This is a genomic window from Alkalihalobacterium alkalinitrilicum (assembly GCF_002019605.1).
Lineage (GTDB): Bacteria > Bacillota > Bacilli > Bacillales > Bacillaceae_F > Alkalihalobacterium > Alkalihalobacterium alkalinitrilicum.
On record NZ_KV917368.1, the window covers coordinates 4,954,333 to 4,970,530 of the forward strand.

Annotated in this window: 15 protein-coding genes and 1 pseudogene; 11 read left to right on the plus strand and 5 right to left on the minus strand. The window is 37.1% G+C overall.

Features of this window, described 5'->3' with window-relative positions; all coding sequences use genetic code 11:
- The first annotated feature begins 4 nt into the window (after positions 1-4).
- A complete protein-coding gene (locus BK574_RS23880) occupies positions 5-895 on the plus strand; it encodes an RluA family pseudouridine synthase (RefSeq protein WP_078430361.1) in 891 nt (296 codons plus the stop codon).
- Between the two features lie 53 nt (positions 896-948).
- On the opposite strand, the gene BK574_RS23885 is transcribed toward BK574_RS23880, so the two are convergent.
- Both BK574_RS23885 and prpE read right to left on the minus strand, forming a co-directional pair.
- Positions 949-1,389 carry a hypothetical protein gene (locus tag BK574_RS23885; protein WP_078430362.1) on the minus strand — a complete coding sequence of 147 codons (441 nt, stop codon included), beginning with the start codon at positions 1,387-1,389 and terminating at the stop codon, positions 949-951.
- 112 nt (positions 1,390-1,501) lie between these two features.
- On the minus strand, positions 1,502-2,251 hold the full coding sequence (gene prpE / locus BK574_RS23890) for a bis(5'-nucleosyl)-tetraphosphatase PrpE (protein WP_075387254.1): 750 nt from the start codon (positions 2,249-2,251) through the stop codon (positions 1,502-1,504).
- A gap of 165 nt (positions 2,252-2,416) precedes the next feature.
- On the opposite strand from prpE, the gene BK574_RS23895 reads away from it, so the two are divergent.
- From BK574_RS23895 to BK574_RS23910, 5 genes and pseudogenes are all read left to right on the plus strand, one after another.
- Positions 2,417-4,480, plus strand: coding sequence for a cation:proton antiporter domain-containing protein (locus BK574_RS23895; RefSeq protein WP_078430970.1), 2,064 nt, complete (start codon positions 2,417-2,419; stop codon positions 4,478-4,480).
- A 78-nt stretch (positions 4,481-4,558) separates the two neighbouring features.
- Positions 4,559-4,708: a hypothetical protein gene (locus tag BK574_RS27950; protein WP_169917363.1), complete on the plus strand. Its 150-nt coding sequence runs from the start codon at positions 4,559-4,561 to the stop codon at positions 4,706-4,708.
- A gap of 156 nt (positions 4,709-4,864) precedes the next feature.
- The gene (gene fabI / locus BK574_RS23900) at positions 4,865-5,644 is read left to right on the plus strand and encodes an enoyl-ACP reductase FabI (RefSeq protein WP_075387255.1); all 780 of its coding nucleotides are present in this window, start codon (positions 4,865-4,867) and stop codon (positions 5,642-5,644) included.
- Between the two features lie 519 nt (positions 5,645-6,163).
- Positions 6,164-7,439 (plus strand): annotated as a pseudogene (gene ltrA, locus BK574_RS23905) (group II intron reverse transcriptase/maturase).
- 246 nt (positions 7,440-7,685) lie between these two features.
- Positions 7,686-8,375 (plus strand): FkbM family methyltransferase, encoded by a 690-nt coding sequence (locus BK574_RS23910; protein WP_158211740.1) that lies wholly within the window; start codon positions 7,686-7,688, stop codon positions 8,373-8,375.
- Between the two features lie 109 nt (positions 8,376-8,484).
- On the opposite strand, the gene BK574_RS23915 is transcribed toward BK574_RS23910, so the two are convergent.
- Complete coding sequence (locus BK574_RS23915; protein WP_078430364.1) at positions 8,485-9,111, minus strand: class I SAM-dependent methyltransferase; 627 nt, start codon at positions 9,109-9,111, stop codon at positions 8,485-8,487.
- Between the two features lie 64 nt (positions 9,112-9,175).
- On the minus strand, positions 9,176-9,979 hold the full coding sequence (locus BK574_RS23920; RefSeq protein ID WP_078430365.1) for a glycosyltransferase family 2 protein: 804 nt from the start codon (positions 9,977-9,979) through the stop codon (positions 9,176-9,178).
- 247 nt (positions 9,980-10,226) lie between these two features.
- Here BK574_RS23920 and BK574_RS23925 point away from each other — a divergent pair, with 247 nt between their 5' ends.
- Positions 10,227-10,910: a PIG-L deacetylase family protein gene (locus tag BK574_RS23925; RefSeq protein WP_075387259.1), complete on the plus strand. Its 684-nt coding sequence runs from the start codon at positions 10,227-10,229 to the stop codon at positions 10,908-10,910.
- Between the two features lie 199 nt (positions 10,911-11,109).
- Here BK574_RS23925 and BK574_RS23930 read toward each other — a convergent pair whose 3' ends face one another.
- Positions 11,110-11,583, minus strand: coding sequence for a hypothetical protein (locus tag BK574_RS23930; RefSeq protein WP_078430366.1), 474 nt, complete (start codon positions 11,581-11,583; stop codon positions 11,110-11,112).
- 208 nt (positions 11,584-11,791) lie between these two features.
- Here BK574_RS23930 and BK574_RS23935 point away from each other — a divergent pair, with 208 nt between their 5' ends.
- The 4 genes from BK574_RS23935 to BK574_RS23950 all read left to right on the plus strand — a co-directional run bounded on the left by BK574_RS23935 (position 11,792) and on the right by BK574_RS23950 (position 15,939).
- On the plus strand, positions 11,792-12,145 hold the full coding sequence (locus BK574_RS23935; protein WP_078430971.1) for a DUF1360 domain-containing protein: 354 nt from the start codon (positions 11,792-11,794) through the stop codon (positions 12,143-12,145).
- Between the two features lie 65 nt (positions 12,146-12,210).
- Entirely contained in the window at positions 12,211-13,203 is a 993-nt protein-coding gene (locus BK574_RS23940) for a dTDP-glucose 4,6-dehydratase (protein WP_078430367.1), read from the plus strand.
- A gap of 148 nt (positions 13,204-13,351) precedes the next feature.
- Positions 13,352-14,464 (plus strand): CotS family spore coat protein, encoded by a 1,113-nt coding sequence (locus BK574_RS23945; RefSeq protein ID WP_078430368.1) that lies wholly within the window; start codon positions 13,352-13,354, stop codon positions 14,462-14,464.
- A complete protein-coding gene (locus tag BK574_RS23950; RefSeq protein ID WP_078430369.1) occupies positions 14,461-15,939 on the plus strand; it encodes a glycosyltransferase family 4 protein in 1,479 nt (492 codons plus the stop codon). Before BK574_RS23945 ends, BK574_RS23950 begins: the two co-directional genes overlap by 4 nt.
- The last annotated feature ends 259 nt before the right edge of the window (positions 15,940-16,198 follow it).

Sequence of the window (16,198 nt, forward strand, 5' to 3'; positions counted from 1 at the left end):
AAAAATGGCAGGACTACAAATCACATGGACTGTAGAAGAAAACTGGGAAGGTAAACTTCTTCGTGAGTTTTTAAAGGAAGGAAAAAAGTTATCCAAAAGAGCCCTAGCAGATATTAAATTTGCTGGTGGCTCCATTTTTGTAAATGGAGAATTTGCAACGGTCCGAAAACAATTACGACTGAACGATGAGGTAATGATTGTTTTTCCACGAGAAACAAGAAGTGATAGTATTCTACCCGAAAAAATTCGACTCAATATATTATATGAGGACAATCACTTCCTAGTTGTCAATAAACCTTCAGGTATGCCTACGATCCCATCAAGAGATCATTTACGTGGAACACTGGCAAACGGAGTATTGTATTATTATGATCAGTACGGGATTCCATCAACGTTTCATGCTGTTAATCGTCTCGACAAAGACACTTCAGGAATTGTTGTTATTGCGAAGCATCGTTTTGCCCATGATTTAATGGCAAAAGAACAAAAAACAGGTAGTATTCATCGAGAGTATATCGCCATTGTTGATGGACAATTAATGTCAGAAAAAGGGACAATTAATGCTCCAATTGGTAGAACCAGTGATAGTATTATTGAAAGAGAAGTGCGTTCCGATGGTCAAGTTGCCATCACACACTATACTGTACTTTCAAAAAGTGAGGAAGAAACAGTTGTTAGAGTTAAGCTTGAAACAGGGAGGACCCATCAAATTCGTGTCCATTTTGCGTATTTAGGACACCCATTAATAGGCGATGATTTATACGGTGGAAAGCGAAATAAAATGATGAGACAAGCATTACATAGTTATTATTGCTCTTTTATCCATCCATTTACACTAGAGCAAATTACGATGGAAGCACCAGTACCTAGCGATATGCAAAAGTGGATGCCATAATGAATTATAAATGATGATTGTAATATCTAAAAAAGGACTACAAGTTGTAGTCCTTAATTGGTCTCCATTTCTACATGCGTAATAGAAAAACGAGTGACATCATCACCGTCTTCATCAAAAATAACTACTTCAACAGCATCTGCCAATGTCTCTTCCGTAAAGATTTGCTCGACTTCAAATGACTCTCCAATAAAGTATCCACTATTCGCACTTATTTTAAATGCTTCTGGAATTTGATTTTCATTGACAAAAGGTATCGTTTCTTGACCGAGTTCTTCAATCAATTCAGCACTTAATAGTTCGAATTTTGCAAATAGATTCCCCGAGGGTAAATTACTCGTGTTTTCTAGCCGAACGTAAAAAGTTAGTAAATTACGGTCTTCATCAATGATGACTTTGCTTTGGTCGACATCGCCTTGAATTTCTACTTGCGGACCACAGCTAGCTAGTACGAAAACAATTGAAAAAAATAAGATTATCTTAAAAAATTGCATGGTTTCACCTTCTTTAGAAAAACACGATTTATCGCCAAAAATGGCGAAAATCAAAGTCTTTTCTTATACTTTAGTCCCTTAATCAAGTTAAACATTCTTAAAGTGTAAAAAATTACTCGATCGTATCGTCAAAAGTACGGAACTTCTCGCTAACGTAAGGCATCGTTGATGAAACAGAGACAGTTTTTAATTCAGGATAGCGTAAAGAGGTTAATTTACCACCAAAAACACATCCTGTATCAATGTTAACGGTGTAATGAATAAACCGTGGTTCAGCAACTGGTGTATGGCCGTACACAATCCAAGCATCTCCAGTATAGTTTTTGGCCCAGTCTCTTCTAACAGGTGATCCATCAGGGTGTTTTTCACCCGTTATATCACCGTATAGGACAAACGTTTTTACTTTTTTATCGTGCCTACCAATATAATCTTGTCTAATTCCAGCATGGGCAATCACTAACTTCCCATCATCTAAGACAGCATATAGATTAGAATTTTCAACGAGTTTCCGGAACTTTGAACTGATTGCATTATAATCTTTACGAGATAACTGTTCAAGTTCTGCGACTGTTGTTTCTAAGCCATGAGTCGTTTGTACGTTTCGACCGAGGAAATAGCGGTAAAGTTTATCACAATGGTTTCCAGGAACGTAGTAGGCTAATTTTCGATGAACGAGCTCATATACGACCTCAATAACTCGGATGGAATGTGGTCCCCTGTCCGTTAAATCACCTACAAAGGCTAATTTTCTACCATCAGTATGAATAGGAATATTTTCTGACCAATCATAGCCGAGCTCTTCTGTTAGTTGTTTAAATTCATCATAGCAACCGTGAATATCACCAATTATATCAATAGACATATTAGTTTCCTCCAGTGTAAAAATGTAGTATCATAAAAAAACTGTTCGACAGCATAGTACAAGTAGTTTTTCCATAAAATGAGGGAATATGGCATTTCTGTTTAAACACTTTCGCATCGAAAATGTTTAAAGGGAAAAGTAACAAATGAGGAGGGAGCAATGCATATGCTAGAAAATCCAATTTCTAATCCAGTGTTAATTTTTGCAATTGCTATGCTAATATTCCTTTTAGCTCCCATAATTATGGCCCGAATAAAAGTTCCTGGAATTATTGGGTTAATATTTGCAGGAGTGATTATCGGCCCAAAAGGTTTAGGGCTATTAGATCGAGATCCAACAATCATATTATTAGGTACAGTAGGCCTTTTATATATTATTTTTATTGCAGGTCTAGAAATTGATTTAGAAGGCTTTAAAAAATATAGGCAACGAAGTATTGTCTTCGGTTCATTATCCTTTACTATACCATTCATCTTTGGAACAGCTCTAGGGATAATCCTTCAATACTCAGTCCCAGCAGCGATATTATTAGGATCATTGTTAGGGTCACATACTTTACTTGCGTATCCGATTGCCAGTCGATTAGGGATTGCTAAAAATAAAAGTGTAACGACAACTGTCGGTGGAACGATTATGACAGATACATTGGCACTTTTAATTCTCGCCATTATCGCTGCATCAATGGAAGGAGATTTAAACGGCGCTTTTTGGGTAAAAATGCTGATTTCATTAGGTGTTTACGTAGCGGCTGTTTTAATCATTATCCCGTATCTTGCACGATCCTTTTTTCGTTCGATGAGCAGTGAAGGGACATTAGATTATATTTTTGTTATGACAATCTTATTTATTACAGCTTTTTTTGCAACGGTTGCTGGATTAGAACCGATCATAGGTGCTTTTTTAGCTGGTCTTGCACTAAATCGATTTATTTTGGAACATAGTCCGTTAATGAACAGGATAAAATTTGTAGGTAATGCCATTTTTATTCCTTTTTTCTTGTTATCTGTCGGAATGTTAATGGATGTTCGTGTGTTATTAAGTGAACCTAGTGCTTGGGTTTTAGCTGCTGCGATTGTTTTATTTGTTCAGCTAGGAAAATTTCTAGCGGCATGGATTAGTGGTAAACTTTATCAATATTCAAAAGATGAAATTCGTCTCATGTTTGGCTTGTCCGTACCACAAGCAGCAGCGACGCTAGCAGCAACACTTGTCGGCTTTGATCTTGGGTTATTTGACCAAGCCACGGTTAACGGGGTAATTGTCATGATTCTTGTTACGTGTATGGTAGGTCCATACATGGTCGAGAAATATGGTCGGAAAATTGCTTTGTTAGAAGAACAACAGCCGTATGAACCAAGTAATGCACCTGAAAGAATATTAGTTCCATTAGCTAATCCAAATTCAGTTGAAGCATTACTCAACTTATCATTTAGCATACGTGGAAATAGTAATGAGCCAATCTATCCGCTAACGGTCGCACGCGAACAAAATGGCAGATCCGCAGAAAAGGTAGCTGAAGCCGAAAAGATGCTCGGTAAGGCACTCACCTATGCCTCGGGAGCGAATATTCCTGTTCATTTATTAACTCGTGTCGACCCCAATATATCTTCAGGCATTCTTCGAGCAATAGAAGAAACGAGAATTACAAAAGTAGTGATCGGGTGGAATGGAAAATTATCAACTCCTCAGCGCATTTTTGGCGGAGTATTAGACCAATTGCTCGATCGAACGAACGAAATGGTTTTAGTTTCTATGCTGGGCCACCCACTCAATACGACGAAAAGAATTGTCCTTATTTTACCATCAGGTGTCAATCATAAGTCAGGATATTATGAAGGTATTAAAACGGTAAAAGAAATGGCGAATCAAATAGGAGCTAAATTGTCTGTACTCGTCATTAAGGACGAAAGCACATCTTATAAAAAAACGTTTGAAGAAATGAAACCTGATGTTTCTATGAAATTTGCAAATGTAAAAACGTGGAATGAATTAATTGAAAATTACTTGTTAATGTTGAAAAAAGATGACTTAGTTATTGTCCTAAGTGCAAGAAGAGGAACAATTGCATGGCACCCTAAGTTAGAAGAACTGCCACGTATCCTTGCGAAGGCAATTCCTGAAAGCTTTATTATCTTATTTCCACCTGAAAAAGATAAAGTTGATTTACGTGGTTCAAGAGGGACAGATGTGCCAAGAACCTTACTACCAAGAAGAGAATTTGGTGATTAATTTTACGCCTCCTATTATTAGGAGGTTTTTTGTTGGCGATAATAATAACAGACATTCATAAGAAAAGAGGGGTATGAGGTGGAAATGGAGCCAGTCGTCGTTTGTCCAAAGTGCAAAGTTGAAAAGCCATTAAATAACTTATTAACAGCCCAATCAAATCAAAACGTCATTTTTGAATGTGAAAACTGCCAATTTATTAAGCGAAATATCGTCACAAAAAAAGGGTAATCCGAGTAGAAGAAGAATATTAAAAAAGGGAAGACTATGCCAATAGATACAAAACATGCTATACTCATATTAGTACCAAGTACTAATAGCAAGTGATTAGTCAATTAAAAATTTTTATTACATGGTTCCTTAAATATTAGGAGGGGAATGAACATTATGAATTTATCATTACAAGATCGTACATATGTGATTATGGGTGTAGCTAATAAACGAAGCATTGCTTGGGGGATTGCGCAATCTCTATCGAAAGCAGGAGCGCGTTTAATTTTTACTTATGCTGGAGAACGTCTAGAGAAGAATGTTCGTGATTTAGCAGGAACATTAGAGCGAGACGATTTCTTAGTTCTTCCTTGTGATGTAACAAATGATGAGGAAGTGGAGAAAACTTTCGCTAGCATTAAAGAAGAAGTTGGAGTGATTCACGGAATCGCACACTGTATTGCTTTTGCAAACAAGGACGAACTTGAAGGCGAGTATTTAAATACAACTCGTGACGGGTTCTTGCTCGCGCAAAATATTAGTGCATATTCATTAACAGCAGTTGTGAAAGCAGCTCGCCCAGTAATGACAGATGGCGGAAGTATTGTGACGTTAACGTACCTCGGTGGAGAGCGTGTCGTGAAAAATTATAACGTCATGGGTGTAGCAAAAGCATCATTAGATGCAAGTGTGAAGTACTTAGCAAATGACTTAGGAAAAGATGGGATCCGCGTTAACTCGATTTCAGCTGGTCCAATTCGTACGTTAGCGGCAAAAGGCATTTCTGGATTTAACGATGTGTTAAAAGAAATCGAGGAGCGTGCACCACTTCGCCGTACGACTACACAAGAAGAAGTAGGAGATACTGCGTTATTCTTAATGAGTGATTTATCACGCGGGATTACAGGCGAAATGATCCATGTGGATTGTGGGTATAATATTTTGTCTTTGTCGTAATATCGTAATAAGAAAGGAGCCCAGATATGGGCTCCTTTTTGTGTGTGTGCCAGGCACATCAACTAACCACTAGAGGAACGCAAGGTACTTATCGCGAGGTAAGGGCTGAAGGAAGCGTGTATCAAAATCTTGGCTCGACGAATAGAAATCTGATACCAAGGCTCTGTAGGTGGATAAGACTCCATAACAAGTCAAAGTCCGAAAGATGTGCGTAAACCTATAGAGTAAATCAGGCGAGTAAAAGAGGAAAGATAGTTGTCTTACCCTGGGAGGTCTCGCGGACACTTGAGGAGTCCCCTATAAAGAAAGCTGGTCGAAAAAGGTTTATCGCGAGAAGTCAGCCGAAGCCATAGTAGTGATTAAATCACGAAGGGCTGAACAATTTATAGTGTTTCTACGCCATGAATGCACGGAGGATATACTTCTGAATGTGTTAATGAGGAAAGTATGAGCGTATCTCAAAGGATACTCAAAAGAGAAGTGTCTTACCGTCACGTGAAAGGAAAGGAAGAAACGAGTGTGGAGCTTTTAGAAGAGATTTTAAGCAACCAAAATATGAATCAAGCTTATAAGCGCGTATATCGCAATAAAGGTGCAAGTGGAGTAGATGGAGTGAGTGTAGAAGAGTTGAAAGAATATCTGAAAGAACATAAGGATGAACTTCGTGCTCAAATTCGGAAAAGGAAATACCAACCTTCGCCAGCACTGCGAGTAGAGATTCCAAAGGAAAATGGGAAAATGCGCAAACTAGGTATTCCAACGGTTGTCGACAGGGTGGTACAACAAGCAATCAGTCAAAAACTGAGCCCATTATTCGAAAAAACAATTTAGCGAATACAGCTATGGCTTCCGACCGGGAAGAAGTTGCGAGATGGCGATTATCCAAGCGTTGGAATATATGAATGACGGATGTGATTGGTTAGTATATATTGACCTAGAACGATTCTTTGATACGGTGCATCACGACAAATTGATGAGAATCATCTCCCATACGATAAGCGATGGAGATGTAACTTCCCTTATAAGGAAATATCTCGTAAGTGGGGTGATGGTCCATGGTAAATATGAAGAAACGCAAGTTGGAACACCACAAGGAGGCAACCTTAGTCCACTCCTAAGCAACATTATGTTGAATGAGTTGGACAAGGAATTGGAAGCAAGAGGACTGCGTTTCGTTAGATACGCAGATGATAGCCTCATTTTCGTCAGAAGCGAAAATGCAGCGAATAGAGTGCTCACTTCCATTACAAAATTTATCGAAAAGAAACTAGGACTTAAAGTGAATGTGGAAAAAAGTAGAATCTCACGTCCTAACCAAACAAAATTTCTTGGATTTGGCTTTTACTACGACTCAAATAAGAAGAAAGTACAACCAAGACCTCATGGGAAATCGATTCAGAAATTCCAAAGGAAACTACGTCAGCTAACAAAACGAAGCTGGAGTACCTCTCTAGATATGAGAATTGTTAAGCTGAAACAGGTTATTTACGGTTGGGTTAATTACTTTAAGATAGCTAACATGAAGAAAGCGCTTGGAGTAATAGACGCGAAACTTCGTTCCAGACTGCGAGTAATCATTTGGAAGCAATGGAAGTCCAACAAGAAAAGAATAAAATCCCTTGTCCAACTGGGCATTTTCAAAGAGGAGGCAAAGGGATTAACGTACTGTCGAAGGGGCTACCGTTACATTGGACTATCGAAGGTAGTTCAAAAAGCATTATCTAATAAACGCTTAAGGCAAAGGGGTATTCCTTTTGCCTTAGACTACTACTTGAAAGTACACACTGTAATATAAATTGAACCGCCGTATACGGAACCGTATGTACGGTGGTGTGAGAGGGGCGAAAATAGGTTAACTTATTTTCCCTCTACTCGATTGAATAGCAATAAAGGGTTATAGGTTCATCTAATTACGTTAACGAGTGGCAAACCGTTGAAAAAAAGCAATAAGGAAAAATGATTGACCTAAACAAAGTTATATGCCGTTACCCGCCTTTAGGTTTACCCATATAGATAAAGAAAAGTGGGGATGGTGAATAAATTGAATAATAACAAATATAGATCTTCTAAAGTACCAAGTATTAAGAAGCCCGTTTTATATCGGAAAAATTCTACTGATTATGAAACATTAAAATATATTTTTTATGATAGGATGTTTAGCTTGGACGAGTTCGATCTTGAACCGAAATGGATTATAGATGGGGGAGCCTATGTTGGTTATACTAGTGTTTATTTTGCAAATGAATTTCCTAATGCACAGATTATTGCAGTCGAACCAGATGGACCAAATTTTCAGTTGCTAAAAAAGAATGTAAAGCCATATCAAAACGTGATCTTGGAGCAGTCAGGTCTTTGGAATAAGGACACTTATTTGCAAGTTAAAGATGTTGGATTAGGAGAGTGGGGGATGGTGGTGGAGGAACTAAATAAGCAGGAACCTGGAGCAATTAAGGCTACAACCATTACCTCATTAATCAACAAATACAAAATAAATACAATAGATATATTAAAGTTGAACATTGAAGGAGCAGAAAAAGAATTGTTTTCTGCGGGTTATGAAGATTGGCTTAATAAAGTTAAAATCCTTATTATTGAACTTCACGACCGAATCAAACCTGGATGCAGCGATGCCTTATTTAAGGCTCTTGAGCCATACAACTTCGGTTCTTATAAAAAAGGTTGGAATAATATATTATATAATAAAAACTTTCTAGATCATACAGTGACTTAATTTGTTTACTAACCATTGTTAAATGCAAAGAATGAATAACTATATTTTAAATAATAGAGCAATAGGTATGGATTTACCTATTGCTCAAAATCTTTGTTACAGATTAAATTTATATAGCAGCCTTTTGAACAAATGCAGTTATAACAACCTGATAATTACGATCATGAACATTTAGTACTTTCTTCGGAATTTCGTGTAGTGCAAGGCCGTCGAGGAAAGCTTTTGCGACAGCGACATTACCGTGGGAATTTACTTTGATTTCGTTTCGGCTGTCAACTTCAGCGAGTAATTTTTTTAAGGAAAGATCAGTAAATCTCCAATAATCTCCATAAGTATCATTGCCACAATATTGGCTGATACCCGTAGTTGTTAGAAGCAACACCCCACCTGGTTTAAGTGCGTTCAATGTATTTTCAATTACAGCCCTAATATCATAAATGACATGAAGTACTTGGGTGAGTATAATGCAGTCAAAAGTGGAAGCAGGGATGTTCTTTCCAGTTGCTAGATCTCCAACAATGGTTGAATATTTGGTTTTATTAATGTCGAGCACGTCGCTTTTTTTAACAGCTGTACCGTATTTACGTGTATATGCATTTTCACCGATTTCAAGGACATGCCCATGAATGGCGGATTTATGCTGGTTTAAGAAGTTTTCAATGTAATATCGGTCGATAGGTTTACCACGGTCAAATCCAAACACCTTACTAACAGGTGTTGTAGAAAATTTCTTCATTTTTATTCTCCCTTATAAGAATTATTGTTCTTCCAATTTACGATAGTAGTATTTTCACAACGCCTCATTTTTTTAGATTTTTTCTTTTGGGAATTAATTTTTCCACAAATATCCATCCGCCCATTTTCTTATAAACAGGTTTATAATGATCGCCCCACCGTTTTAATGAATCTTTTACAAGCCATTCTTTCATTTCATTCATCAGATCCTTATTGCCGCTCATATTGTTAGTATGACGGCGGTAATTATATAACAGTTCATTAATCCAATGAAATTTAAAGTGTTCTATCAGTCGGTGATCCATCCTTTGATCTTCCAAATACCTGCCTTCATACGGATCGTCCGTAGGCCATCCCCCGACAAATCTTAATGCTGATGTTCGATATAATCTAGGATAGGGTACAATATTCGCTAAAATAAACTCGTATTTTTCATCAAAACCACGACCAAACCTTCGAATCTCTTCTTTTACAATCTTTCCATTTTTATCTTCATGAATAATTTTTTTATTTCCAAAAATAAGGGCAACATCATCAGGGATTTTTTCAGCTTCTTTTGCAAGTATTTCTAATGTATTTGGAAATAGCCAATCATCACTATCAAGCATGAGAATAAATGGGGTATCAACATGTTTTAATCCGACATTTTGAGTCTTCGACTGTCCCATATTCATTCGATTTTGTAAAACTTGTACACGGGGATCTTTTGTGTAATCTTTGATGGTAGAAAGACTATTGTCCGTTGAGGCATCATCTACAATGATCAGCTTCCAATGCTTGTAAATCTGTTCAAAAACACTTTTTACTGCTTTTCTAAGGTAGCGCCCAGGATTGTAAGATGGAATTAAAACGGTAATTTCAACTTTCAATCTGTTTCACACCCTTTCTTTTCTACTAGAGTTTATAGCTACAATAATTCAATTACCCACCTTTATTTATCGACTTTATTATTTTATGATGCAAAACAGAAAAAAGTATGTGCTTTTTCCTTATAGTTCTTAAGATAAAAAGTCTTACATATTTCATTAATTAAATAAATTTGGTACATACACCTATCCCATCAATGTATATAGGTGAATAGTGTATTATTAATACATTATAGATAGGGATGGTTCTATGTTAGAATTAGGACAAGAGAGGATATTAATTATTGCACCTCATGCCGACGATGAAGTACTTGGTTGTGGTGGTTTAATAGAAAAAGCATGCAAGCATGGAAATGTAGTTAAGGTTGTCATTGGAGCAGTGGGAGATACTGAATTTCGTCATAATGCTAAAAAAATAACCGCGACAACCCGTATAAAGGAATTAACGGATGCATTACATTATCTCGGGTGTGATGATTTTGAAGTAATGTATGATGATAAAGAAGCATTATTAGATACGGTTCCCCAAAAGGAGATTATTTCTTTTCTAGATCAATATATTAAAGATTTATGTCCAACGATGGTTTTTATACCTTATCCTAGTTTTCATCAAGATCATCGGTCTTTATTTCACGCATGTATGGCTGCGTTACGGCCATACCCAAAACATGAGTATAAGCTGATTGCCATGTATGAGTATCCATTTATTGTTTGGCAATTTCCGAAAATTGGAGATCTAGGTGAGTTATATTTAGACATAAGTAAAACGGTGAATAAAAAGATTGAGGCTCTATTAAAACACAAATCCCAAATTCGAGAAGAAGATCATTTAATCTCACCAGAAAGAACGAAAGAGTGGGCAAGAAAACGTGGGCTAGAAATTGGTGTCGATTATGCGGAAAAATATTATATTCTCCAGGCTAGGTTACTTTAATAGAGTTTTCTAGTCTTTTTCTCTTTTTTATTGAAAATATTATTTTTAATGTACATATTTTTAAACATATAGGCTGTAGATTAAGATCTTTTAGAAACGTTAGTTTATCCCTGTAAAAGAATTGACATTGCAAAATGTATCAACAGGTTTCGAAAGAAAAAATCGGCATTCTCCAATTAGAAGAAGCCGATTTATAAATCTATCGTTGTTGTCCTCCCCCGAATGCCGTTCCAAACAACCATGGCCAAAAGCCCCCGCCATGTCCATGTCCAGGTTGCCAAGGGGAAGGCTGCCACGGTTGCCACGGTGAAGGTGGTCCTGGTTGCCATGGCTGCCAAGGAGATGGCGGAGATGGTTGCCATGGTGGTGAAGGTTGGTGATGCTGTGGACGAGGTGGTGTTGGCCCAAAGTAAGGACTAATCCCGACCATGTCACTGTAGTGAACTTGGATGTATTGTTGCCGATATCGTGGTGCTTGATAGATAAACATAGAGACCATACCCGTCCTTGGGTTGTAATCGAGGACGTAAGCAACGACTTGCCCATAGTTAGGTATAGATGTAGTAATCCATTGGTTGACATAACGTTCAATTACGGTTGGAGGGATATATTGTACAGAAGGCTGTTGACGGTAATGATCATATAAGTTTTCATAATTTTGATAGTCATACATATTGATAACATCTCCTTTCTTTACGTTACTAGGCTATGGCAGAGACAGAAAAGTGTGCATATGACTAGTAAGTTTAATTGGTGAATCGTATGGTAAATTACAGTTTTAAGATGAAAGCCCCCAAAAAAAAACGTAAAGTAATTAGGCACATATTTCAGTTTTAGACATATTTTGTTAGCAGATTGAAAAAGAGGATGGATGAAAAGTGATAAGTCCTTTCGAATTTATTTTGTTATTACTAGCTTCTTTTCGTTTAGCACATTTAGTAGTGTTTGACCAAATAATGGCACCATTAAGAAGGCCATTTCATGACATCATAACGGAAACATTGCCAGACGGAACAGTGGCAACTTATCTTGAAGTGAGAGGGAGCGGCATTCGCAAATTTATTGGAGAATTAATCGCCTGTTATTGGTGTACTGGAATATGGACAGCTGCGGTTCTCTATTTTGGTTTTATTTATTTTCCGTTCATCTTTTTCCCAATCGTTATGATTTTGGCGATCGCAGGATGTGGTTCTATCATTGAAGCGATTGTTCAAAGAGTTATTCAATCATCTTAATACAATTGTTTAGTAATTTACCTCATCATTTTGAATCATGTCAGTGTTCATGGAGGGAATATAAAGTGAGAAAGGAAATATTAGTAACTGGTGGTGCAGGTTTTATAGGGGTTAATTTAATAGAGTATCTTCTAAACGAAACATACTACCACATCACAAATATGGACTCTCTCACACATTCAACTAATGAAGAGACTCTTACAACATTTTTAAGGTCACCTAACTATCGATTTTTTCAAGTTAATATATGTAATCCAATAAAACTAAATGAGGTCTTTGATCGTCAATATGATGTTGTTATACATTTAGCTGCGAAGACTGACGGAATTGAAACACTAAAGTCATCAATTGATTTTTTTGATGTTAACGTGATCGGTACAATGAATATACTAGAAAAGGTAAGACGTGGTTTTGCAAAAAAATTTATATATGTATCAACTGGGAAAGTATATGGAGCTCTAGGTGAAAAAGATCGACCATATACAGAAGATGCGTTCTTAAATCCGAGTAATGTTTATGCAGAAAGTAAAGCGAGTGGCGAAATGGTTGTTCGGGCCTACATGAAAACATATGGATTGCCAGCTATTATTACACGCTGCAGTAATAATTATGGTCCGTACCAACCACAGGAAAAATTAATACCGACAGTAATTTTAAATGCACTCGAAGATAAGGAAATTTCGATTTATGGAGATGGACATCATATTCGTGACTGGATATTTGTTAAGGATCATTGTAAGGCGCTTCTAAAAATTGTCGAACATGGGAAGTTAGGGGAGATTTACAACATTGGCGGTGGCCGTGAGCGATCGACGATGGATGTTGTTAAACTTATTCTCGACTATATGAATAAAGATCACGATTTGATGAAACATGTAGCAGATCGAGATGATGGTGGTAGACGCTATGCACTGAATTGGGAAAAAATTCATTTCACACTTCAGTGGAAACCGCTAACTTCTTTTTATAGTGGCTTAGTTGAAACGATTGAATGGTACGCTGAAAACAACTTCAAAAAAGTTGACAAAATAAGAAAAAGTTCAACTTCAATAAAGTAGAGAGTTAATTAAGTGAAAGAACTCATTGTAATTATTTTAAATTATGTGAGTTTTTTCGCTTTTTTGCTATTTGTGGGTAATTGTCCATTCCTAAAATTCGTGTAAAGAATACATTAGTTATTATATTAGACTATAAGGAGGTAAAGTGATGGAAAATGAGCAACTAATTACCCCCTGGGATTTAGAAGAAGCTGAACGCCAAGATAGTTTTTATGTTCCAGAATACATTGTTAATATGGCTCATGAAGTGAATAAGCATTACGATATGCAGGTTAGTCATATGGAAGTCATTACAACAAAGGCTGATAAAGGCGGACTCATTTGGAAAATAGAAACGGATAAAGGTCCGAGAAGTTTAAAATTATTGCACCGTAGACCGACTAGGAGTTTGTTTAGTCTCGGCGCACAAGAGTATTTAGTGAAGGAAAAAAATGCGAGAGTCCCGTCTATTATTCCAACGAAAGACGGAAAACTGTATGTAGAAATAGGTGGGAAGTTGTGGTTTGTCGCTGAATGGATTGAATCGCTCTTCCAAGTTACGAAAGATTTAGAAGGAGCTAAAGAACTTTGTTATGCAATTGGTGAATTTCATCGATTGTCTAAAGGCTACACACCACCACCAGGAGCTGAAAATGCTTCAAGACTGTATCGTTGGCCGAAAACGTATAACAAGATTGTGAAAAAGATGACTTGGTTAAGAGATATTGCAACTGTATATAATGAAATGCCCGCAAGTTCGACCGTGTTATCTGTTATTGATATGTTTGAACAACAAGCAATTAAAGCGGTAGAACGGCTAGGGCAATCTGCTTATTATGAATTAGTCAAAAAAGGAAACAAAGAATGGGGACTTGTTCATCAAGATTACGGTTGGTCGAATGGCCAAAAAGGTGATGGAGGCATGTGGATCATTGACCTGGACGGCGTGGCGTATGACTTGCCGATACGTGATCTACAAAAATTAATTACAGGAACGATGGATGACTTAGGTGGTTGGGATGTACATTGGATTAAAGAGATGATTTCCGCCTATCATGAGGCAAATCCAGTAGACGACCAACTTTATGAAATACTAATGATTGACCTGTCACTACCAAATCTGTTTTATAAAAATGTAAAAGAAATGGTTTATGAACCAACTGTATTCATGGATGAAGAACTTAAGAATTTAGTGCAAAGAATTGTAGATATCGATAAAACAAAATGGCCTGTACTCGATGAGTTAGCAGATAACAGTTGGCTTGGAGGAAAAAGTAAGTGAAAGTCTTAATAATCTGTACTGAAAAACTACCAGTTCCTCCTGTCCGTGGCGGGGCGATTCAAACGTATATTGCTGGTATTGCTCCTTTTTTAGGTCAAAAACATGAGATTACAATCATAGGAAGAAACGATCCATCTTTACCAGATCAAGAAACGAAAGAAGGCATTCAGTACGTTCGAGTACCAGGCGGACTACTAGAAACGTATCGACAAGGCATTGTGGATTATTTAAACTCAAATTCTTCGTTTGATTTAATCCATATTTTTAATCGTCCACGACTTGTTACTTCGGTAAGAGAATGTGCACCGAGTGCTCGTATCTTCTTAAGTATGCATAATGATATGTTTAAACCTCAGAAAATTAATCCTGATGAAGGCCAGATAGCAATTCAAGAAGTAGAAAAAATTATTACGATTAGTGATTACATTGGGCAAGCGATTACAGAATGGTTTCCAGAAGCAGCTCCTAAATTAAAAACGATATATTCAGGCGTCGATTTAGACCGTTTCGTCCCTGTTTATTCTACAAAAGCGGAAAAAATTCGGAAAAAGATACGAAAAGAATACAATCTGGAAGGAAAAAAAGTCATCTTATTTGCAGGCCGTCTTTCAGCAAATAAAGGAGCCCATGTTCTCGTCCGGGCGATGAATAATCTAGCCAAAAACCATTCTCATGTCGCTCTCGTCCTTATGGGAAGTAAATGGTTTAGTGATAATCGAGTAACTGATTATGTTTCCTATGTGAGGTCATTAGCAGAACGTTCACCAGTCCCAGTAATTACAACTGGATTTGTCTCACCTGATAAAATCCAAGACTGGTTCGCAGCAGCAGATATTTTCGTTTGCCCTTCACAATGGCAAGAACCGCTTGCACGCGTTCATTATGAGGCGATGGCGTCAGGACTACCGATTGTGACGACAAATCGTGGGGGAAATCCTGAAGTGGTCGAAAGAAATAAAAACGGTTTTATTGTTGAAAAACCAGGTGATCCAAAGGAGTTTGCTGAACATTTATCAACCTTGCTCAATAATGCGCAGCTTTGTAAAGAAATGGGTCAATATGGTAGAAAGCTAGCTGAAGAAAAATATCACTGGGATCGAGTTGTTCATGACATTTTAGAAGTGTGGAATGAAATCGAGCAGAAGGTCAAAAATAACATCCCTATAAATGTAGAAGCAACAGAAGAACAAGTAACGGTAGAGGAAGTCGAAGAACAAGATGTACTAGTTACTGAGATAGAAATCGCTGCAGAAAGTGATACTGAGATTGAAGAAATTATGGAAGAAACAGAAGAACTAGAAGAAGTTGAAAAGGTAGAGGAAGACGAAGAAGAAGTGGAAGAAGTTGAAAAGGTAGAGGAAGACGAAGAAGAAGTGGAAGAAATCGATGAAGCGGAAGAAAAGCGCAATAGAGGCATCTTTGTCTGCTATTATAATCCACCAGCACCACCGTGGATTAATACGAGAGCTGGTTAATGGAAACAAGAGTGAAAAGGTTTGGGGAAATATCCCAAACCTTTTTTGTGATAATATATAGCTCAACTTAGGGTTATATCCCTCATAGACTGATATATTGTGAGTTAGACTGATAAAATTGAAATTAGACCGAAAATTTCAGAAATAGACCAATATAATTAAAATTAGACTGATATATTTCAATGTAGACCAATAAATTAATAGATCGGTAATTCCTAAGTAAATTTATTATTAAATTTTGCTCAATATGAAGGAAATT

Bases quoted from the DNA above. Each gene is read 5' to 3' on its own strand.
- BK574_RS23925 (WP_075387259.1), top strand. From the start codon at position 10,227: ATGTTAGAATTAGGACAAGAGAGGATATTAATTATTGCACCTCATGCC.
- prpE (WP_075387254.1), bottom strand. From the start codon at position 2,251: ATGTCTATTGATATAATTGGTGATATTCACGGTTGCTATGATGAATTT.
- BK574_RS23930 (WP_078430366.1), bottom strand. From the start codon at position 11,583: ATGTATGACTATCAAAATTATGAAAACTTATATGATCATTACCGTCAA.
- BK574_RS23895 (WP_078430970.1), top strand. From the start codon at position 2,417: ATGCTAGAAAATCCAATTTCTAATCCAGTGTTAATTTTTGCAATTGCT.
- BK574_RS23885 (WP_078430362.1), bottom strand. From the start codon at position 1,389: ATGCAATTTTTTAAGATAATCTTATTTTTTTCAATTGTTTTCGTACTA.
- BK574_RS23945 (WP_078430368.1), top strand. From the start codon at position 13,352: ATGGAAAATGAGCAACTAATTACCCCCTGGGATTTAGAAGAAGCTGAA.
- BK574_RS23915 (WP_078430364.1), bottom strand. From the start codon at position 9,111: ATGAAGAAATTTTCTACAACACCTGTTAGTAAGGTGTTTGGATTTGAC.
- BK574_RS23880 (WP_078430361.1), top strand. From the start codon at position 5: ATGGCAGGACTACAAATCACATGGACTGTAGAAGAAAACTGGGAAGGT.
- fabI (WP_075387255.1), top strand. From the start codon at position 4,865: ATGAATTTATCATTACAAGATCGTACATATGTGATTATGGGTGTAGCT.